A 20,178-nucleotide genomic window follows, 5' to 3' on the forward strand; every position below is an offset into this window, starting at 1 on the left:
TTGCGCTTCAGCGGGGAACGTTACTCCGGGCTTGATGGCAATGCACTTATTTGTCTCTGTTTTTGTTCCCGACGGCGGTCGCGGCGCGGTTGCCATGGCCGGGTGGCATGCTCAATAATCGCGTAACTGAGAATTGATGACAGTTGCCAATGAATCCCGTAGCTATTCATGCCACCAGTATCCTCGCCATCGAAGACGATCCCGTGCTGGGTGCCTACCTGCACGAGGAGCTGCAACGTGGCGGTTTCCAGGTGACCTGGTGCCGTAATGGTCTCGACGGGCTGGAGGCGGCGGGGCGGCAGGTGTTCGACCTGGTGCTCATGGATATCCTGCTGCCGGGGCTCAACGGTTTCGATGCGCTGGCCCGCCTGCGTCGGCACAGTGCCACGCCGGTCATCCTGATGTCGGCGCTGGGCGCTGAAGCTGACCGGATTACCGGCTTCGAGCGCGGCGCCGATGACTACCTGCCCAAGCCCTTCAGCTTTACCGAACTGCGGGTGCGTATCGAGGCGATCCTGCGGCGGGTGGCTATCGAGCGCCGTCATCAGGCGCCACGCGAGTGCAGCAGCGACACGCTGCAGTTCGACGAGCAGCTTGCCGATGTCTGCCTGGCTGGCGCTTCGGCGGGGCTGACGCCCAGCGAGTTCCGCCTGCTCGACCTGCTCCAGCGCAGCCAGGACGAGGTACTGAGCAAACCCTTCCTCTACCAGCAGGTACTGCAGCGCGGCTACTCGCGCCATGACCGCAGCCTGGACATGCATGTCAGCCAGATCCGCCGCAAACTCAAGGCCATCGGCTACCACGACCGGCAGATCCGTACGGTGTGGGGCAAGGGCTATGTATTCGGCGCGGGCGAGGCGGACTGAACCGTGCTCGACCGCCATTCCCTGTTCTGGAAGCTGGCCATCCTGTTGGTGGGCTTCTGCCTGTTGATGATCGGCCTGAGCTACACCTGGGGCCGGCACATGGAAACCCAGAATGCCTTCCTCTCCGAACCCGCCCGGCAGCTGTTGCGCGGCTATGCCAGCGAGGCCGAGCAGGCCTGGCGCGCAGGTGGCCGCGACGGCGTGGACCGCTGGCTGGCGGGCATGCGCCAGCGCGAAGAAACCTGGGTGGGCGTGCTCGATGGCGACCTGCAGCCGTTGGGCAGTGCCGCGCTGACCGGTGGGGAGGTCCAGCACCTGACCCGCCTGCGTGGGGTCGACTGGCCCATGAGCCGCCGTACTATCGGCCAGCCTTGGCTGCGCCTGCCATTCCCGCAGGCGCCAGAGCAGGGGATGTTGGTGATCGAGCTGCCCGAGCGCTTCAGCCCAGGGCAGTACCGCCTGTTCTGGCGGGTAATCACCAACGGCATCATGCCTGGGCTTTTCACCTTGCTGCTGTGTGTGGGCCTTTACCGCATGCTGATCGTGCCGCTCAACCAGCTGCGCGAGCAGGCCAATGCCTGGCGCGCCGACCAGCTTTCGGCGCGCCTCGATCCACGTACCACACAACGCCAGGATGAGCTGGGCGAGCTGGCGCGGGCCTTCGACCAAATGGCCGAGCGCCTGCAGGGCACCGTGGCCTTGCAGCAGCAATTGCTGCGCGACCTCTCGCACGAAATGCGCACTCCGCTCAGCCGGCTGCGCGTGGCCTGTGACGGCGAGACTGACCTGCAACGCTTGCGCGAGCGCCTGCACCGTGAGGTGGATGGCATGCAGCAACTGGTCGAGGACACCCTGCAGTTGGCCTGGCAGGATGCCGAGCGGGCGCCCATGAGCCTGGAGCCGATCCAGCTCCAGGCGTTGTGGGAGATGCTCAGCGAGAATGCTTGCTATGAAAGCGGCTGGGCGCCGGAGCGGTTGCGCTGCGAGTTGCCGGCCGGCTGCTGGGTGCAGGGCAACCTCAATCACCTGGCCCAGGCATTGGAGAACATGTTGCGCAATGCCATCCGTCATTCACCAGCGGGTGGCATGGTGCGCTTGAGTGGGCGGCGTGAAGGGGGTTATTGGCGACTCGACCTGGAAGACGAAGGTGGTGGCGTGGCCGAAGCTGATCTGGAACGCATCTTTGCGCCGTTTTCACGGTTGGACGGTTCCAGGCCTGGCGATGGTGGTTTCGGCCTGGGTTTGAGCATCGCCCGTAGCGCCATCCAACGACAAGACGGGAAGGTGTGGGCGGTCAATGGCGAGCGCGGGTTGCGGGTGTGCATACGCCTGGCGGCCGTGATGTAACGTGGGGGCTGTAGGAGCGGCTTCAGCCGCGATGCAGGCAACGCTGTTGCCGGCACCCGCTGCGCGGGTGATCGCGGCTGAAGCCGCTCCTACAAGCATCTCGCCAGGTGCTGGCGATAGTGCTTATAGCCTCTCGCTATATCCTCCGACGATTGCGTGATATGGCCGCGCAGGGTTTGCCGGTATGATAGTCGCCCCTGCCGTCCGGATTGCGAAAACGCCCATGACCCTGCAGTACCCAACCATCGCCGACTGCGTCGGCCACACGCCTCTGGTTCGCTTGCAGCGCATGGCCGGGGCCACCAGCAACACCTTGTTGCTCAAGCTCGAAGGCAACAACCCGGCCGGCTCCGTCAAGGACCGCCCGGCGCTGTCGATGATCACCCGCGCCGAGTTGCGCGGCCAGATCAAGCCGGGCGACACACTGATCGAAGCCACCTCCGGCAACACCGGCATCGCCCTGGCGATGGCGGCGGCGATCAAGGGCTACCAGATGATCCTGATCATGCCCGACAACTCCACCGCCGAGCGCAAGGCGGCCATGACCGCCTACGGTGCCGAGCTGATCCTGGTGACCAAGGAAGAGGGTATGGAGGGCGCGCGCGACCTCGCCGAGAAAATGCAGGCTGAAGGCCGCGGCCTGGTCCTTGACCAGTTCGCCAACGGCGACAACCCGATCGCCCACTACAACAGCACCGGCCCGGAAATCTGGCAGCAGACCCAGGGCACCATCACCCACTTCGTCAGCTCCATGGGCACCACCGGTACCATCATGGGGTGCTCGCAGTACTTGAAAGAGCAGAATCCGGCGGTGCAGATCGTCGGCCTGCAACCCATGGAAGGTTCGGCCATTCCGGGTATCCGCCGCTGGCCTCATGAATACCTGCCGAAGATCTTCGACGCAGCCCGCGTCGACCGCGTGATGGACATGTCCCAGCAGGAAGCCGAGGAAACCACGCGCCGCCTGGCCCGTGAAGAGGGCATCTTCTGCGGCGTTTCGTCCGGCGGTGCGGTGGCGGCCATGCTGCGCCTTTCCCGTGAAGTCGAGAACGCGGTGATGGTCGCCATCATCTGCGACCGCGGCGATCGCTACCTGTCCACCGGCCTGTTCGACCCGACCTGATGTCCAGAAAGAAAAGCAACGGCGGCCTGCGTTTCCAGCCGGCCGGTGGTAACCGCGCCACACAAATACCGGTAGGCAAGAAGCAGCGCCTGCTGATCGAGCGCGTGGCGGGCGATGGCCGCGGCATTGCCTTCATCGAGGGGCGCACCTGGTTCGTCAGTGGCGCGCTGGGCGGCGAAGAGGTCGAGGCGCGGGTGCTGGGCGCCCGTGGCAAGGTGGTCGAGGCGCGCCTGGAGCGGGTGTTCCAGGCCAGCCCCGAACGGCGCGAGGCGCCGTGCCGGCACTATGCGCGCTGCGGTGGCTGCAATCTCCAGCACCTGCCCCATGACGGTCAGCTGGCGCTCAAGCAGCGTCTGCTCGCCGAGCAGTTGCAGCGCGTCGCCGGCGTCCAGCCGGAAGAATGGGCCGCGCCGCTGTGTGGGCCAGAGTTCGGCTATCGGCGGCGAGCACGGGTGGCGGTACGTTGGGACGTGAAGCAGCGCCAGCTCGATGTGGGATTTCGCGCCGAGGCCAGCCAGGACATCGTCGCCATCGACGACTGCCCGGTGCTGGTACAACCCTTGCAGGCGATCATGCGCCACCTGCCGACCGTCCTGCGCAGCTTGAGCAAGCCGCAGACACTGGGGCATGTGGAATTGTTCAGCGGCACGGCTGAAGCGGTGCTGGTCCGGCACGTGGCAGCGTTGCCTGCTGAAGACCTGGCGCGCCTGGAGGCATTCTGCCGGGAAGCCGGCGCCCAGTTGTGGTTGCAGGGCGAAGGCGATCCGGCGCCCGTGGACGCCGCGCAGAGGCTGGGTTTTGCCCTGGAGCCCTGGGGGATGGAGCTGGCCTGGCGGCCGGGCGACTTCGTCCAGGTCAACGCCCAGGTCAACACCCTGATGATCCAGCAGGCCCTGGCCTGGCTGGCACCGCAGGCCCACGAGCGGGTGCTGGACCTGTTCTGCGGGCTGGGCAACTTCGCCTTGCCGCTGGCTCGGCAGGCGCGTGAAGTGGTGGCGGTGGAGGGCGTGCAGGCGATGGTCGAACGTGCCGAAGCCAACGCCCACGGCAACAATGTGTATAACGCACGGTTTTTTCAGGCCGATTTATCGCAGCCTTTGGCGGGCGCCGAATGGGTCGCCGAAGGCTTTTCTGCGGTACTCTTGGATCCACCGCGCGACGGGGCCTATGAGGTGGTGCAAGGCATCGCCCGGCTCGGCGCGAAGCGGCTGGTCTATGTATCGTGCAACCCGGCCACGCTGGCGCGAGACACGCAGGTGCTGGTCGGGCAGGGGTACCGGTTAAAAAGGGCCGGGATTCTCGACATGTTTCCTCAGACGGCGCATGTCGAGGCCATGGCGTTATTCGAGGCGGGCTAGCCAGGCTGGCCCTCTTGGTGCCGCGTCCAGGGAGTGGAGGCGGCACAGGTGAAAGCCAGCGCACCCGCGTGGTGCGCTGTATGGGAAGGTAAAGCAAAGATGGTACAGGTGAGAGTGCACCAGCCGGTCAACAACGACGGCAGTATCAATCTCGAAGCATGGCTCGATCATGTGGTGAGCGTCGATTCGCAGCTCGATCGCGCGGCATTGAAGGACGCCTGCGAATTCGCCCATGAGGTCGAGAGGAAAGGCAACCCGGCCAAGCATTCCTGGGCGGACGGGACGTCCAGTTTCCAGGCGGGCCTGGAGATCGCCGAGATCCTCGCGGACCTCAAGCTCGACCAGGACTCGCTGGTGGCCGCGGTCATCTACCGTTCGGTGCGCGAAGGCAAGGTGACCCTCGCCGAAATCGGCCAGCGTTTTGGTCCGGTCGTCTCCAAGTTGATCGACGGCGTGCTGCGCATGGCGGCCATCAGCGCCAGCCTCAGCCCGCGCCAGTCGCTGGTGCTGGGCTCCCAGGCGCAGGTCGAGAACCTGCGCAAGATGCTCGTGGCAATGGTCGACGACGTGCGCGTGGCACTGATCAAGCTCGCCGAGCGTACCTGCGCCATTCGTGCGGTGAAGTCCGCCGATGACGAGAAACGCCTGCGCGTGGCGCGCGAGGTGTTCGATATCTATGCGCCGCTGGCGCACCGTTTGGGTATCGGCCACATCAAGTGGGAGCTCGAGGACCTGTCGTTCCGCTACCTCGAGCCCGACCAGTACAAGCAGATCGCCAAGCTGCTGCACGAGCGCCGGCTTGATCGCGAGCGGTTCATCAGCGACGTGATGAACCAGTTGCAGAACGAGCTGCTGGCCACCGGCGTCAACGCCGACATCAGTGGCCGTGCGAAACATATCTATTCGATCTGGCGCAAGATGCAGCGCAAGGGCCTGGAATTCAGCCAGATCTACGATGTGCGCGCAGTGCGCGTGCTGGTGCCTGAGGTGCGTGACTGCTATACCGCGCTGGGCATCGTGCACACGCTCTGGCGGCATATCCCCAAGGAGTTCGACGACTACATCGCCAACCCCAAGGAGAACGGCTACCGCTCGCTGCACACCGCGGTGATCGGCCCCGAGGGCAAGGTGCTGGAGGTGCAGATCCGCACCCATTCGATGCATGAGGAAGCCGAGCTGGGCGTCTGCGCCCACTGGCGCTACAAGGGCACCGACGTCAAGCCCAGCTCCAACCACTACGAGGAGAAGATCTCCTGGTTGCGCCAGGTGCTCGAATGGCATGAGGAGTTGGGCGATATCGGCGGGCTGGCCGAACAACTGCGGGTCGATATCGAACCCGATCGGGTCTATGTATTCACCCCGGACGGTCACGCCATCGACCTGCCCAAAGGGGCCACGCCGCTGGACTTCGCCTACCGCGTGCACACCGAGATCGGCCATAACTGCCGTGGCGCCAAGATCAACGGGCGCATCGTGCCGCTCAACTACAGCCTGCAGACCGGCGAGCAGGTGGAGATCATCACCAGCAAGCATGGCAGCCCGAGCCGCGACTGGCTGAACTCCAACCTTGGTTATGTCACCACTTCACGGGCGCGGGCCAAGATCGTTCACTGGTTCAAGCTTCAGGCCCGCGACCAGAACGTCGCCGCCGGCAAGACCCTGATCGAGCGCGAACTGAGCCGCCTGGGCCTGCCCCAGGTGGACTTCGAGCGCCTGGCGGAAAAAGCCAACGTCAAGACCGCCGAAGACATGTTCGCCGCACTGGGCGCCGGCGACCTGCGCCTGGCGCACATGGTCAACGCCGCCCAGCAGTTGCTCGAGCCCGAGCGCATCGAGCCGGTCGAGCTGATCCCGCGCCAGGCCCGGGGTATCCGCGCCGGCAAGCGCAGCGACATCCAGATCCAGGGCGTCGGCAACCTGCTCACGCAGATGGCTGGCTGCTGCCAGCCGCTGCCGGGCGACGCTATCGTCGGCTACATCACGCAAGGCCGTGGTGTGAGCATTCACCGCCAGGACTGCGCCTCGGTGCTGCAACTGGCGGGCAAGGAGCCGGAGCGGATGATCCAGGTCAGCTGGGGGCCGATCCCGGTGCAAACGTATCCGGTGGATATCGTCATCCGTGCCTACGACCGCCCGGGGCTGCTGCGCGACGTGTCGCAGGTGCTGCTCAACGAGAAGATCAACGTGCTGGCGGTCAACACCCGCTCGAACAAGGAAGACAACACCGCGCTGATGTCGCTGACTATCGAGATCCCCGGCCTGGATGCCCTTGGGCGTTTGCTGGGGCGGATCTCGCAGTTGCCGAACATCATCGAGACGCGGCGTAACCGCACCCCTTGATACCGAGGTGGCCTCTTCGCGGGTAAACCCGCTCCTACAATTGCGCGGTACTTGTAGGAGCGGGTTTACCCGCGAAGAAGCCCCTACCGAAGGACCTGCCCAACAATGACCTACACCCTTGAAGACCTGCTGCACCTCATGGCCCGCCTGCGCGACCCGCAGCACGGCTGCCCGTGGGACCTGAAGCAGGACTACGCCAGCATCGTCCAGCACACCATCGAAGAAGCCTACGAAGTCGCCGACACCATCGAGCGCGGCGATTTCGAGCACCTGCAGGGTGAACTGGGCGATTTGCTGTTCCAGGTCGTTTACTACAGCCAGCTGGCGCGGGAAGAGGGGCGTTTCGAGTTCACCGGCGTGGTCGATGCGATCACCCGCAAGCTGATCCGCCGCCACCCCCATGTCTTCCCCACCGGCGATCTCTACGCGCCCCTGGACACCCTTGCGTTGAGCGAGACCCAGGTCAAGTCGCGCTGGGAAGAGATCAAGGCCGAGGAGCGCGCCGAGAAAAGCGAACCCGAGCAGTTGTCTCTGCTCGATGACGTTCCCGTCGCGCTGCCGGCCCTGTCCCGCGCCGCCAAGTTGCAGAAGCGCGCGGCCACGGTCGGTTTCGACTGGCCCGAGGCGCTGCCGGTGCTGGACAAGGTGCGTGAAGAGCTCGACGAAGTCCTGCAAGCCATGGCCGATGGCGACAGCGACGCCCTGGAGGATGAGCTGGGCGACCTGCTGTTCGCCACCGTCAACCTTGCCCGGCACCTCAAGCACGACCCGGAAAACGCCCTGCGCCGGGCCAATCGCAAGTTCGAGCGGCGTTTTCGTTTTATCGAACAGGCATTGCGCGAGCAGGGCCTGAACATCCAAGATCGTACCCTCGACGAGCTGGACGCCCTTTGGGGCGAGGCCAAGCGTCAGGAAAAGAACCTGCCCAGCTGCGGCTGAGCTGATGCATAAGTGAGTGAACACCGATGAGCCTTTCCCTTCGCGACCAATTGCTCAAAGCCGGTCTGGTCAACCAGAAACAGGTTTCTCAGACCAACAAGGCTGAGAAAAAACAGAAACGCCTGGAACACAAAGGCCAGGTCGAGGTGGACGACAGCCAGCAGCGCCTGGCCAAGGAAGCCATGGCCGAGAAAGCTAAAAAGGATCAGGAGCTGAACCGCCAGGTCCAGGAAAAGGCCGAGCAGAAGGCCCGCGCCGCGCAGGTCAAGCAACTGATCGAGGCGACCCGCCTGCCCAAGCTGACCACCGAGGACTACTACAACTTCGTCGATGACAAGAAGGTCAAGCGCATCGCCGTCAACGCCCTGATGCGCAGCAAGTTGAGCAATGGTGCATTGGCGATCGTCGCCCACGGCGGCGGCTACGAGGTGATTCCACGCGAGGCGGCGGTGAAGATCCAGGAGCGCGACCCCAACCGTATCCTGCTGCTCAATACTCATGTCGAGGAAGCGGACGAAGATGATCCGTACGCCGCCTACAAGATCCCTGACGATCTGATGTGGTAAGCACGAAAAACCCCGCCTTGGCGGGGTTTTTCATTTCAAGACGGGATCATTGCGAAGGGCGTTGGTTCTCGAGGTACTCGAGCTCCATACGGTACTGGTGAGCCTGTTGCTCGTCGTGGAACATCCCCACCAGTTGGCCTTGCTGATGCACGTCCCAGATCCGCAGGCCAGCGGCCTGGCCTTCGTGGGACATTTTCGATTCGTCGCGTTCGGTTACTTGGACTGTCATCGTCAAACTCCACTGCTTGGTTGGCTGCGGCGCTCTGTCGCAGGCCTTCTTTATAGAATTTGTTAGCAGGCTAAGTAAATAAAACAGCGATGAAACAAGTTTCATGATGCGCTGATGCCCTGTAGGAGCCAGCCTTGCTGGCGAATGGCTTCACGCCGATGCCGGATACCGCGTCGCCGGGTTCGCCAGCAAGGCTGGCTCCTACAAGGGGCGTGCTCATCAGGCATGAAAAAGCCCCGCACAAGGCGGGGCTTGGAGTGTAGCTGGCGACGGTATCAGTTGCCCTTGACCGCCTTGCCATCGACCGTGCCATCCTGCAGCACGATCACGTACTCCTTGCCATCGGTCTCGACCTGGCGCAGTTGCACCAGCAGGTAGTCCCAGTCCTTGGCGAACCACAGCTCGGTGATGCGCTTGCTCTGGCTCGGGTCGCGCACGCGCTCGACCTTGATCGCCTCGACCTGGCCGGTCTTGGTGGTGACCTTTTCGCTGCCCAGGACGCGGAAGTCGTAGGTGTCGATCTCATCACCGTCGACTACTTGATAGGTCATGCTCTTCTTGCCCGCGGCCACATCGTGCTGCAGGGCCAGTTGATACGACGACTTGTCCAGCACGCCGCGGTTCAGCGGCAGGCTGATCGCGTCGCCACGGTCGGTGCCAGTGACCTTCTTGCTGCTCCAGTCGAAGCTCAGGTCGACTTTCTTCGCCTTGCCCAGGCCACCACGCTCGAAGTGATACTTCTGTGGCAGCAGAGTGTCGTTGTCGAGCTTCAGGGTGCTTTGCTCGGTCAGGCTGGCAATCATCATGGAGGCCTTGAAGTTCAGGTCCCATGTACCGTTGGCGTTCTTGACCAGGCTGCGTTCGGCGGTACCGCTCATGGGCAGTTGCTTCCAGTCGGCGGTGTAGCTGGCCGCGAACGGCTTCAGGTCAGCTGCCTGGAGCGGCAGGGCAAGCACGGCGAGAGCCAAGAGCAGGGCGCGACGCATAAATTCTCCTAATTTCGAATCAAGTGACCGCTGGCCGCCAGCGGCTGGCCATCCAGTAATGCACCCTGTTCGCCCAGACGCAAGCGTCCTTCGGCGAACCAGCGCACCGCCAGCGGGTAGATCAGGTGTTCCTGCACATGTACCCGCTGGGCCAGCGTCTGCGGCGTGTCGCCCGCAACCACCGGAACCACAGCCTGTACGACCAGAGGCCCGCCATCGAGTTCCTCGGTGACGAAGTGCACGCTGCAGCCATGTTCCCGGTCGCCAGCCTCCAGCGCGCGCTGGTGGGTGTGCAGGCCTTTGTACAGCGGCAGCAATGACGGATGTATGTTGAGCAGGCGGCCTTGATAGTGGCGCACGAAACCGCCGCTGAGAATGCGCATGAAGCCGGCCAGCACCACCAGGTCGGGCGCGAAGCCGTCGATCAGCGCCATCAGCGCCGTGTCGAAGGCCTCGCGGCCGTCGAAGCCGGTGTGTTCGAGCACGGCCGTGTCGATACCGGCGGCCTTGGCGCGTTCGAGGCCGTAGGCATCGGCGCGGTTGGAGATCACCGCGCGGATGCGGGCCGGGCTGTCACTGGCGCTGGTACTGTCGATCAGCGCCTGCAGGTTGCTGCCGGAACCCGACAGCAACACCACCACGTTACAGGTCTTGCCCGGCATCAGTGTGCCTTGAGGTTGTGCAGCTCGACCTGGGCGGCGCCTTCGGCGGCCACGTCGATACGGCCGATCACCCAAGGCTGCTCGCCTTCGGCGCGCAGTACGTTCAGGGCGTTTTCGACCTGGTCCTGGGCCACGCAGATGACCATGCCCACGCCGCAGTTCAGCACGCGGTGCATTTCATGCTCGTCGACGTTGCCTTTTTCCTGCAGGAAGTCGAATACCACCGGGCGCTGCCAGCTGGCCACATCGACCACGGCCTGGGCGTTTTTCGGCAGCACGCGCGGGATGTTGTCCAGCAGGCCGCCACCGGTGATGTGGGCCATGGCCTTCACCGCGCCGGTCTGCTTGATCAGTTGCAGCAGCGGCTTGACGTAGATGCGGGTTGGCGCCATCAGTAGGTCGGCCAGCGGCTTGCCATCGAGCTGGGTGTTGTCGATGTCGGTGCCGGAGACTTCGAGGATCTTGCGGATCAGCGAGTAGCCGTTGGAGTGCGGGCCGGAGGACGGCAGGGCGATCAGGGCGTCGCCGGTGACCACTTTAGAACCGTCGATGATGTCGGCCTTTTCCACCACGCCGACGCAGAAGCCGGCCAGGTCGTAGTCCTCGCCTTCGTACATGCCTGGCATTTCAGCGGTTTCACCGCCGACCAGCGAGCAGCCGGCCAGTTCGCAACCGGCGCCGATGCCGGTGACCACGGTGGCGGCCACGTCGACGTTGAGCTTGCCGGTGGCGTAGTAGTCGAGGAAGAACAGCGGCTCGGCGCCGCACACCACCAGGTCGTTGACGCACATGGCGACCAGGTCCTGGCCGATGCTGTCGTGCTTGTTCAGGTTCAGTGCCAGGCGCAGTTTGGTGCCGACGCCGTCGGTGCCGGAGACCAGCACCGGCTGCTTGTAGCCAGCCGGGATCTCGCAGAGGGCGCCAAAGCCGCCCAGGCCACCCATGACTTCAGGGCGTGCGGTGCGCTTGGCGACGCCCTTGATGCGTTCGACCAGTGCTTCGCCGGCGTCGATGTCTACACCGGCGTCCTTGTAGCTCAGGGAGGGTTGCTTGCTCATTGATCCAGGCCTTTAAGAGGGAGGGATTCGTGGAAAACGACCGGGACGGCCAAGGCCGGCTGCAAGGTGCGGCGGCTGCCTGTTCGTCACTGGTCTGCGAAGGCGCGCGATTTTATCAGGGTTGCCCCTCAGCGGCCATCCTCAGGCCGACGGGCTGGCCGGAAAATGTGGTTGGAAACCGTGTTTCAAGGTGTGCGACTGGTTGCCGCGCCTGTGCCTGTATAAGGTATACCCATGGCGACGGGCGCAAATGGCCAGTTTCATGAAGCATTTACCGGCCCGACGCGGTCAGAGTCGAACGGCCGGCGCGCGCCGCCCCATGGTTATCTGGACAGGAATCCTCAATGCGTCTTCTCAACTACCTCGCCGCGGGTTGCCTGGCGTTTGTCGCTGTCGCGGCACAAGCCGATACGGTCTCTGGCCTTTATCAGGTGCGTGAGCCGCTCGAAGGGCAGGGCGGCGAGGCTCGCGCCCAGGCCACCAGCAAAGCCCTGGACACGCTGGTGCTGCGCCTGACCGGCGACCCCAAGGCGCCGCAGAACCCCGCTCTGGCTGCCTTGCGCAAGGATCCGCAGCAGATCATCAACCAGGTCGGCACCGAGGCCGGACCGCCCGAGTCGGTGCTGGTAGAGTTCGATCCGGGCAGTACCGAGCGCGCCTTGCGCCAGGCGGGCCTGGCCTTGTGGGGCAACAATCGGCCGTCGATTCTGGTCTGGTGGCTGAACGACAACGTCGAGGGCAGCAACCTGGTCGGTGACGGCCAGGGCAGCGCCGAGCCCCTGCGCCGCGCCGCGCAGCACCGTGGCTTGCCACTGCGCCTGCCGTTGGCTGATCTGCAGGAGCAGTTGGTTGCCAACGCCAAGCAACTTGAGGGGAATGACCCGGCGCCGTTGCGCGCAGCATCCGAACGCTACGGCGCCAACGCCCTGCTGGCGGTGCATGCCCATGAGGCTGATGGCAAGTGGCAGGGTAAATGGCAGCTTTGGCTAGGCGACCAACGCGAACAAGGCAGCGCCGAAGGCACGGACCAGACCGCTCTGGCCGACGCGGTGATGCTGGCGGTGAGCAATCGCCTGGCGCCGCGTTACGTCACCCGCCCGGGTGCCAGCAGTGACCTGCAGGTCCAGGTGCAAGGCATGAACCTGCAACGTTACGCCGAGCTTGCCCGTGTGCTCGAGCCCTACGGTGCGCGGCTGCGGATGGTCGAGGGCGCGACCTTGACTTACGCCGTCACCGGCAATCGTGATCAATTGCGCGCCCAGTTGAGCCTGGCCAAGTTACAGGAACTGCCTGCCGAGCAGGTGCCTGCAACGCCGCCAGCGGCGTCTCAGGCAGAGCCTGGCGTGGCGTTGTCCACGCCACCCAGGCCGTTCGACGGCCTGCGTTTTCGCTGGTAAGGAGTAACCTGCATGATCGAACTGCGTCGCTGGATCTGGCTGGGCGCTGCCCTGCTGATCGCCGTGTTGCTGTATTTGCTGCACAACATTCTTTCACCGTTCCTGGTGGGCATTCTTCTCGCCTACCTGGCTGATCCGCTGGTCGACCGCCTGGAGCGGGCAGGGCTCTCGCGAACCTGGGGCGTGGTGGTGGTGTTCAGCTTGTTCACCCTGATCTTCCTGGCCCTGCTGTTGGTGCTGATCCCCATGCTGGCCAAGCAGCTGCTGCGCCTGTATGAACTGGCGCCACAGATGCTCGACTGGCTGCAGCACGTGGCCTTGCCCTGGGTGCAGAGCCGCTTGGGCCTGGCCGACGGCTTCTGGAAATTCGACAAGATCAAGGCCGCCATCGGCGAGCACATGGGCCAGACCACCGATATTGTCGGTGTGTTGCTGTCCCAGGCCACCGCCTCCAGCCTGGCGCTGATCGGCTGGCTGGCCAACCTGGTGCTGATCCCGGTGGTGGGCTTCTACCTGCTGCGTGACTGGGACCTGATGATGGCCAAGCTGCGCAGCCTGCTGCCACGCCAGCGCGAGTCGCAGGTGGTAGGGCTGGCGGGGGAGTGCCATGAGGTGCTCGGGGCGTTCGTGCGTGGCCAACTGCTGGTGATGCTCGCCCTGGGCGTCATCTATTCCACCGGCCTGATGCTGGTGGGCCTGGAACTTGGCCTGCTGATCGGCATGCTGGCGGGGCTGGCGGCGATCGTGCCGTACATGGGCTTCATCATTGGCATCGGCGCGGCGCTGGTGGCCGGATTGTTCCAGTTCGGTGGCGATCTGTACCCGATGCTGGGCATCGTCGCGGTGTTCATGGTCGGGCAAGCGCTCGAAGGCATGGTGCTGACGCCGCTGCTGGTGGGCGACCGCATCGGCTTGCACCCGGTGGCGGTGATCTTCGCCATCCTGGCCGGTGGTGAGCTGTTCGGTTTCACCGGCGTGTTGCTGGCCCTGCCGGTGGCGGCGGTGATCATGGTGCTGTTGCGGCATGTACATGACCTGTACAAGGAGTCGGACATGTATGCCGGGGAGATTGATCCCGATCTTTAGCGATTGTTCGCCGGCAACCCGGCTCCTACAAGTACTGCGCCCGCCTGCGGACTGTAGAAGCCGGCTTGCCGACGTTCGTCAGAGTCACGCAACTTCTTGATTTTACATACGCTATTACCCCCGCCGATTGTGCCGCCCGCGTTGCGGGTATAGACTTTGCACACTGTTCACCAAAGGCCCCCTGTGGTCCCTGCGACCACCCGCGAGCATGAAACCGATCCAGTTGCCCCTGGGTGTGCGTCTGCGTGATGACGCCACCTTCATCAACTACTACCCGGGCGCCAATGCCGCGGCATTGGGCTATGTCGAGCGGCTGTGCGAAGCCGACGCCGGCTGGACCGAGAGCCTCATCTATCTATGGGGCAAGCAGGGCGTGGGCCGCACCCACCTGTTGCAGGCCGCCACCCACCGTTTCCAGCAACTGGGCGAGCCCGCCGTGTACCTGCCGCTGGCGCAGTTGCTCGAGCGTGGCGTCGAACTGCTCGACCACCTCGAGCAGTACGAACTGGTGTGCATCGACGACTTGCATGTGATTGCCGGCAAGGCGGACTGGGAAGAGGCCATGTTCCACCTGTTCAACCGTCTTCGCGACAGTGGTCGGCGCTTGTTGCTGGCTGCCTCCAGTTCGCCTCGTGAACTGCCGATCAAGTTGGCGGACCTCAAGTCCCGGCTTACCCTCGCCCTCATCTTCCAGATGCGCGGCATGTCCGACGAGGACAAGTTGCGCGCCCTGCAGTTGCGTGCCTCGCGCCGCGGCCTGCACCTGACCGACGAAGTCGGCCATTTCATCCTCACCCGTGGCACCCGCAGCATGAGCGCCCTGTTCGACCTGCTCGAGCGCCTCGACCAGGCCTCTTTGCAGGCCCAGCGCAAGCTGACGATCCCGTTCCTCAAGGAAACACTGGGCTGGTAAGCCGCTGAAACAGGGGCTTGCAGCCTCGGCTCGGAAAAGTCACATCATTATCGATAAAATTTGCAAATGGTCCCGATAGAAGGCATAGTTTCCCCCTTCTAAAGGATTACAGACACGGTCGTGCCCATGCTGAAGCGCTTCGCACCCCTCGTGCCACTTGCACTTGTGACTCTACTGTTCGGTTGCGCCTCCCAGGGCCCAGTCTCGCAACAGCAGGACCAACACCACATCGCCGCCCAGTCGATCAACTCGAAGGCGTCTGCTTCTTCCGTATTCAGTGAGGAAGAACTGGCCACCGAAGAAGACATGGACGCATTCTCCAGCAACGGCAAGCCCTATCAGCTGCCTGTGCTGGCTGACAGTATTCTCGAGCGCGGCATGGCCTTGATCGGCACCCGCTACCGCTTTGGCGGTACCTCGGAGCAGTCGGGCTTCGATTGCAGCGGTTTCATCGGCTATCTCTTCCGCGAGGAAGCGGGCATGAACCTGCCGCGCTCGACCCGCGAGATGATCAACGTCGACGCCCCCAAGGTTGCCCGCAACAAGCTCAAGCCAGGCGACCTGCTGTTCTTCAGCACCAACGGCCGTGGCCGCGTGAGCCACGCCGGCATCTACCTGGGTGACAACCAGTTCATCCACTCCAGCAGCCGCCGCAGCGGTGGCGTGCGTATCGACAGCCTGGGCGATCGCTACTGGAGCAAAACCTTCATCGAGGCCAAACGCGCGCTCGCCATGGCGCCGACCACGATCTCGCGCAATTGATTTGATATCAAAATGCTGTACTCTCGCACGGCGGCGTAGCTGAAAAAAGCTCGCCGCCGTGCGCATTTACAGAAAGCGTCTAATCTAAATTCTCAACTCTTTTTACCTTCGGCTGCGGCCGGAGGGTTCCTGACAGGACGTTCACATCATGGCGATGTTGGCGCGCTTCGCACTGCTCTCCTTCCTGGCCCTGCTCGCGGCCTGCTCCGGCCGTGCGCCTGCTCCGGCGCCCATGGCCAAGCCTCCCATGGTGTTCAATCAATCAGTTTCGTCGCCAGCGGCGGACGATGTCCTGTTCCGGGCCATCGGGCTGGTGGGCACGCCCTACCGCTGGGGCGGCAATACACCGGATTCCGGGTTCGATTGCAGTGGGCTGATCGGCTATGTCTACCGTGATGCGGCGGGTATCAGCCTGCCGCGCTCGACCCGGGAGATGATCGTCATGCGCGCACCCAACGTGGACATCAATGCGCTGCAGTCCGGAGACCTGGTGTTCTTCGCCACCAGTGGCGGTTCGCAGGTCAGCCATGCCGGCATCTATGTCGGTGAGGGGCGTTTCGTACACGCACCCTCAACCGGTGGGACCGTGCGCCTGGACTACCTCTCCAACAGCTACTGGGCCAAATCCTACCTGCAGGCCAAGCGTGTCTTGCCGCCAGGGCATCTGGCGCAGAATCCCTGATACCCGATGGCATTCCACTGCGTTTGTAGGAGCGGCTTTAGCCGCGATGAAGGCAGCGCGGTGTCCGGCGCCCGTTTCATGGGTGATCGCGGCTAAAGCCGCTCCTACAGAAGTCGTATCAGAGAATGGGTTTGATCTTGCTCAATGAGAGCGGGTAACCCCACAAACATCTACCGCGTCTTCTGCTGCCCACATAGCCAGGATGTCCGTCTCATAACGACATCCTGGGAGTACTCATGAGCAGCATCAAGGACCGCGTGGCGCGCAGCCTCGACGCATTGGAAGCAGGGCGGCCACTGGTTCGCCTGGTGGATGAGATCATTCGCGAATACCCAGACCCGTATGTGCTGGCCACCCAGCATGCGCAGCGCATCGTGCGCAAGCATACGGGCAAGGCGATCGATCCGCGCTTCATCTGGTGGCATCAGTTCGAAACGGCCAGCACCAGTCATCGCAGTTTCACCGGCTGGCAGCACAGTGGCCCGCCGCAGAAATCGCTGCACCTGGTCGAGTTGGTGATCAAGCGCTTCGATGCCAGGTTCCAGGAAGCGCCCGATGAACTCGACCTGTATGGCGGCTTTTATCGCCAAGGGCGGCAAGCCAAGCATTTCGACGAGCGCAACGAAGTGGCCATGCTTGGCAGCAAGGTCCAGGAAGATTTGTGGGCATTGGATTTCGCGGTGGCCTATCGCGCCGATATCGTCCGCTTCTGGAATGCCTACTCGCAACATTTTCGCGTATTGGCCAAGATCAACATGCTGGGGCAGGGCGCGATGGCCGCTCGCTCCGCTCGAATCAGCCGGAGTGACTGGGAGCAGTTGCGGGCGATGGTCGCCGACGGCCTGGTCGATGGTGTGCTGCCGACACTGGCCAAGCTCAAGCAGGACAGCACCGCAAGCCCGTTGCCTGTCAGCCGTTATGTACTCGATCAAGGTGATCGGGGCTGTCTCTACAGTTTTGCGATGGCCGGTGGTCGAATCCTGTTATATCGGCCCTGGGCCAGTGAAGCGTTCAAGAGCTTTGCCTCGGAGCGGGTCATGGCCGGGTGGTTGCGTGAGCAACTGCAGGATGCGGATACCCTGAACAGTTATGTCAAGGCAGCCCATACCGATGCTCGCGACCCTTCACGTGCCCACTCGGTCCGGACCCACCTGAAAAGTCTGGCTGACAGTGCCTCCGAAGAGGCGGCGCTGGTCCTGCTCGATTACCTGAAACGATCGATCACAGTCGATATATTCACTCACTTGGCCAGCCAGGCCACTACCGAGATGAACGACAACGCCACGGCGATGCTGGGCAACGCCGAGTTACGCAAGGCGATGTGGAGCGGTTATCTCTCGGCGTTCATCAAGGTCTTTGGCGGCTTCGCGCCGATCGGCTGGCCAATGACGCTGATGCTGCTGGGGGCCAGCCTCGGCAAGGTGGGCCTGGATATCGAGGCGGCCATGCATGCTGCGGACGAACAGAGCCGCAAGAGCGCATTGCGCGAAGCCATGCTCGACAGTCTTTTCGCCGCCCTGAACATGACTGACCTGGGATTTGAGTCGAGCTTTGCCTCGCTGGCCTACAAGGCACCGCCCGACGAGGTGGGGGCCAATCTGAGTCAATGGGAAGTATCCACGTCCACCACGCTTGCGGTTGAGGGTGGCGAGAGCAATCAGTTGATCACTGGCGATTTGGGGCGCTCCGGACGTCTGCGAGGCATCAGGGTCGGCTCCGACGGCAGTTGCTGGATTGTCCTCGACGGTTTGTCGTATCGGGTGCGCTACAACCATGACTTGCAGGTCTGGCAGGTTGTGCCGGCCCACAATCCGTTCGCCTTCGGGCCCCTGTATCCGGTGCGTCTGAGCGAATCCAACGAGTGGAAGTTGCTGGTGCCGCCACGTCTGGTCGGTGGCGCACCACCGGTGGTAGAGCACATGCCCAGCACCATGTCGCGGTTCTGGAACCGTCACCTTACCGTCGATTCTGCTCGCAGCGGAGCGTCTGCCGCCAATGCGCTGCGCCGCCAGAAAGCGTTGCTGGAGTCACGCTCGATTCCGCAGCTGGCGCGTGATCAGGTGCCTGACCTGGATGAGCGCGGCCTGGATTGTGTGCAGGTCGATGGCGTGGCGCAATACTCGTACCGCTACGACCGGCAGTACTTCAACTCCTTGATCGAGTACTACACCAGCGATGAGTCGAAGGTTAACGACGTGTTCCGCTCTGGTACCTATCGATACGATGACGAGGACGAATACATCGTTGATCTCGTCGATACCCTGGACCAGTTGCCCAAAAGCAACGAAGTGAATCTCTATCGCGCAGGCAATGGTACGCGGGGCACAAGCGGTCAGCACTTTCGTACCGGCCGCCTAAAGCTGGGTGATGTGCTGGTCAACACCGACCTGACTTCATTCACGGAGAATCCCTACAAAGTCGCCGAATTTGCGTCCGCGCCTTCCTTGAATGCGCCCGGGAATCTGCCAGGCGTGTTCGATGACACATCGGTGGTGTTCGAGCTACCCATGAGTCATTACCAGGACGGTACCCCGATCAGTGCGTTTTCCCTTTATTGGGATGAGGGCGAGACACTATTCCAGCCAGGTCATTACTTCCGGATCGATAACTTGGAGCAGGTCTACGGCGAGCACTACCGTTTCATTCACGTCACCCTGCGCCAAGTGCCCAAGCCGGCCTCGGGGCCTGTCTACGATCTGCGCACAGGCTTGCTGTTCGACAGTGAGGTGTTCAAGGCGCGTTTGCATACGCCAGAACTGGCGGAGCGCTTCTTCCCGGCGGTTGAGCCGCAAGCCGCGCCCGTTGACTCTGCGGTGGTCAGGCCTGCTTGAGTAACAGCGCCACCCCGGGATAGTACTGCCCCAGTTCGTTGTGCAACTTGCGGTAGGCGTAGGGGAAATACCAAGCCAGGGCGCAGGCCGTGTGTTTCTGCAGGTCGTCCACCAGGTCCTGCAGTTCTTCAGGGCTGGCGTGCTGGCCGGCCTTCCAGGGGGTGACGAATAGCGCGCCAGCCTTGAGCTGGCTGGCATAGGCAATAGGCTTGGCCAGGGTGGCGGTCTCCTGCAGGGCTGCCGTCAGGTCCAGGCGGGCGATACGGGGCCAGCGTTGGCTGGCGTGCAGGTGCACGGTTGCGTCGGCGCTGCTGATCGACAGGTCACAGCGCCCCTCGCGTTCACCCTCGTCGCGTTGCTTCTTGCTCGCATACTGCTCCAGCGCCACCAGCTCCCCTTGCCAGGCAGCCGCCGCGAGCACGCCGACGTTGGCGGCCGCGCCATGCCAGTAGGGCGCTTCGTTGTCACCCTGGATCTGGTTGAAGCGGTCGATGCAGTCGACCCAGCGTTCGAGGGCCGGGCGCAGGAACTCCAGGCTCGGGTTGTTGATGATCAGGCCTTGCATGCTGCGCTCTCCTTGTCATTGTGATCGAGGTCAGCCCAAATGGTGGCTATGTGATATCACTGCTTTGATTGTGGCACAAGCTGGCGGATCGGCCATTGATCCATGCCAGATCGGCCCTCGTTCGATTGACGCTCCCAGTACAACCCTCTAACCTTCGCGGCGTGTTTCAGGTGCCCTGTGAACCCAGGTTCGGCAGGGTGAAACTGGGAAGCCGGTGGGCGCCAGCAAGGTGCGATTCCGGCGCTGCCCCCGCAACGGTAGATGAGTCGACGGCTGCGCAAGGCCACTGGATTTCGTGATCCGGGAAGGCGCACGGCCCGGGCATGGCCCCACTCATGAGCCCGGAGACCGGCCTGTCACTGCCAACGGCATCACGGAGGGTGATGCGCGGAGCGATGTGGCCTGCGCCACGGTCCCTGCGCGTTCTCCGTCTGCCCGCCTATTACCTGTCACCCGCTGGTGGCAGCC

18 protein-coding genes and 1 riboswitch are annotated in these 20,178 nt (G+C 63.4%); of the genes, 13 read left to right on the forward strand and 5 right to left on the reverse strand.

Features of this window, described 5'->3' with window-relative positions; all coding sequences use genetic code 11:
* Positions 1 to 149: 149 nt before the first annotated feature.
* The 7 genes from PSEEN_RS06315 (at position 150) to PSEEN_RS06345 (ending at position 8,539) form a co-directional block, all read left to right on the forward strand.
* The gene (locus tag PSEEN_RS06315; RefSeq protein WP_044487799.1) at positions 150 to 866 is read left to right on the forward strand and encodes a response regulator transcription factor; all 717 of its coding nucleotides are present in this window, start codon (positions 150 to 152) and stop codon (positions 864 to 866) included.
* A gap of 3 nt (positions 867 to 869) precedes the next feature.
* Entirely contained in the window at positions 870 to 2,213 is a 1,344-nt protein-coding gene (locus PSEEN_RS06320; protein ID WP_011532654.1) for a sensor histidine kinase, read from the forward strand.
* A 223-nt stretch (positions 2,214 to 2,436) separates the two neighbouring features.
* Positions 2,437 to 3,336, forward strand: coding sequence for a cysteine synthase CysM (cysM, locus tag PSEEN_RS06325; RefSeq protein ID WP_011532655.1), 900 nt, complete (start codon positions 2,437 to 2,439; stop codon positions 3,334 to 3,336).
* Entirely contained in the window at positions 3,336 to 4,694 is a 1,359-nt protein-coding gene (gene rlmD / locus PSEEN_RS06330; protein ID WP_011532656.1) for a 23S rRNA (uracil(1939)-C(5))-methyltransferase RlmD, read from the forward strand. Before cysM ends, rlmD begins: the two co-directional genes overlap by 1 nt.
* Positions 4,695 to 4,793: 99 nt before the next feature.
* Entirely contained in the window at positions 4,794 to 7,034 is a 2,241-nt protein-coding gene (gene relA, locus PSEEN_RS06335; protein WP_011532657.1) for a GTP diphosphokinase, read from the forward strand.
* A 105-nt stretch (positions 7,035 to 7,139) separates the two neighbouring features.
* A complete protein-coding gene (mazG, locus tag PSEEN_RS06340) occupies positions 7,140 to 7,973 on the forward strand; it encodes a nucleoside triphosphate pyrophosphohydrolase (RefSeq protein WP_011532658.1) in 834 nt (277 codons plus the stop codon).
* Between the two features lie 26 nt (positions 7,974 to 7,999).
* Positions 8,000 to 8,539, forward strand: a complete 540-nt coding sequence (locus PSEEN_RS06345; RefSeq protein ID WP_011532659.1) for a DUF2058 domain-containing protein — start codon at positions 8,000 to 8,002, stop codon at positions 8,537 to 8,539.
* Between the two features lie 46 nt (positions 8,540 to 8,585).
* Here PSEEN_RS06345 and PSEEN_RS06350 read toward each other — a convergent pair whose 3' ends face one another.
* The 4 genes from PSEEN_RS06350 to purM all read right to left on the reverse strand — a co-directional run bounded on the left by PSEEN_RS06350 (position 8,586) and on the right by purM (position 11,474).
* A complete protein-coding gene (locus PSEEN_RS06350) occupies positions 8,586 to 8,768 on the reverse strand; it encodes a hypothetical protein (RefSeq protein WP_011532660.1) in 183 nt (60 codons plus the stop codon).
* A gap of 275 nt (positions 8,769 to 9,043) precedes the next feature.
* On the reverse strand, positions 9,044 to 9,754 hold the full coding sequence (locus PSEEN_RS06355; RefSeq protein WP_011532661.1) for a DUF3108 domain-containing protein: 711 nt from the start codon (positions 9,752 to 9,754) through the stop codon (positions 9,044 to 9,046).
* An 8-nt stretch (positions 9,755 to 9,762) separates the two neighbouring features.
* A complete protein-coding gene (gene purN, locus PSEEN_RS06360; protein WP_011532662.1) occupies positions 9,763 to 10,416 on the reverse strand; it encodes a phosphoribosylglycinamide formyltransferase in 654 nt (217 codons plus the stop codon).
* Complete coding sequence (gene purM, locus PSEEN_RS06365) at positions 10,416 to 11,474, reverse strand: phosphoribosylformylglycinamidine cyclo-ligase (RefSeq protein WP_011532663.1); 1,059 nt, start codon at positions 11,472 to 11,474, stop codon at positions 10,416 to 10,418. Before purM ends, purN begins: the two co-directional genes overlap by 1 nt.
* Positions 11,475 to 11,818: 344 nt before the next feature.
* Between purM and PSEEN_RS06370 the strand changes: the two genes are divergently transcribed.
* The 6 genes from PSEEN_RS06370 (at position 11,819) to PSEEN_RS06395 (ending at position 19,145) form a co-directional block, all read left to right on the forward strand.
* Positions 11,819 to 12,871 (forward strand): DUF2066 domain-containing protein, encoded by a 1,053-nt coding sequence (locus PSEEN_RS06370; RefSeq protein WP_011532664.1) that lies wholly within the window; start codon positions 11,819 to 11,821, stop codon positions 12,869 to 12,871.
* Positions 12,872 to 12,883: 12 nt separating this feature from the next.
* Complete coding sequence (locus PSEEN_RS06375; RefSeq protein WP_011532665.1) at positions 12,884 to 13,957, forward strand: AI-2E family transporter; 1,074 nt, start codon at positions 12,884 to 12,886, stop codon at positions 13,955 to 13,957.
* A 208-nt stretch (positions 13,958 to 14,165) separates the two neighbouring features.
* Positions 14,166 to 14,870 carry a DnaA regulatory inactivator Hda gene (gene hda / locus PSEEN_RS06380; RefSeq protein WP_031314897.1) on the forward strand — a complete coding sequence of 235 codons (705 nt, stop codon included), beginning with the start codon at positions 14,166 to 14,168 and terminating at the stop codon, positions 14,868 to 14,870.
* A 126-nt stretch (positions 14,871 to 14,996) separates the two neighbouring features.
* Complete coding sequence (locus tag PSEEN_RS06385) at positions 14,997 to 15,632, forward strand: C40 family peptidase (RefSeq protein WP_044487806.1); 636 nt, start codon at positions 14,997 to 14,999, stop codon at positions 15,630 to 15,632.
* Positions 15,633 to 15,780: 148 nt separating this feature from the next.
* Positions 15,781 to 16,314 (forward strand): C40 family peptidase, encoded by a 534-nt coding sequence (locus tag PSEEN_RS06390; RefSeq protein ID WP_011532668.1) that lies wholly within the window; start codon positions 15,781 to 15,783, stop codon positions 16,312 to 16,314.
* 236 nt (positions 16,315 to 16,550) lie between these two features.
* Positions 16,551 to 19,145: a dermonecrotic toxin domain-containing protein gene (locus PSEEN_RS06395; RefSeq protein ID WP_011532669.1), complete on the forward strand. Its 2,595-nt coding sequence runs from the start codon at positions 16,551 to 16,553 to the stop codon at positions 19,143 to 19,145.
* Here PSEEN_RS06395 and PSEEN_RS06400 read toward each other — a convergent pair.
* Entirely contained in the window at positions 19,132 to 19,710 is a 579-nt protein-coding gene (locus tag PSEEN_RS06400) for a hypothetical protein (protein ID WP_011532670.1), read from the reverse strand. The two genes, PSEEN_RS06395 and PSEEN_RS06400, sit on opposite strands and share 14 nt — an antisense overlap.
* 151 nt (positions 19,711 to 19,861) lie before the next feature.
* Positions 19,862 to 20,081, forward strand: a riboswitch (cobalamin riboswitch).
* Positions 20,082 to 20,178 lie beyond the last annotated feature (97 nt).

The organism is Pseudomonas entomophila L48, assembly GCF_000026105.1.
Lineage (GTDB): Bacteria > Pseudomonadota > Gammaproteobacteria > Pseudomonadales > Pseudomonadaceae > Aquipseudomonas > Aquipseudomonas entomophila.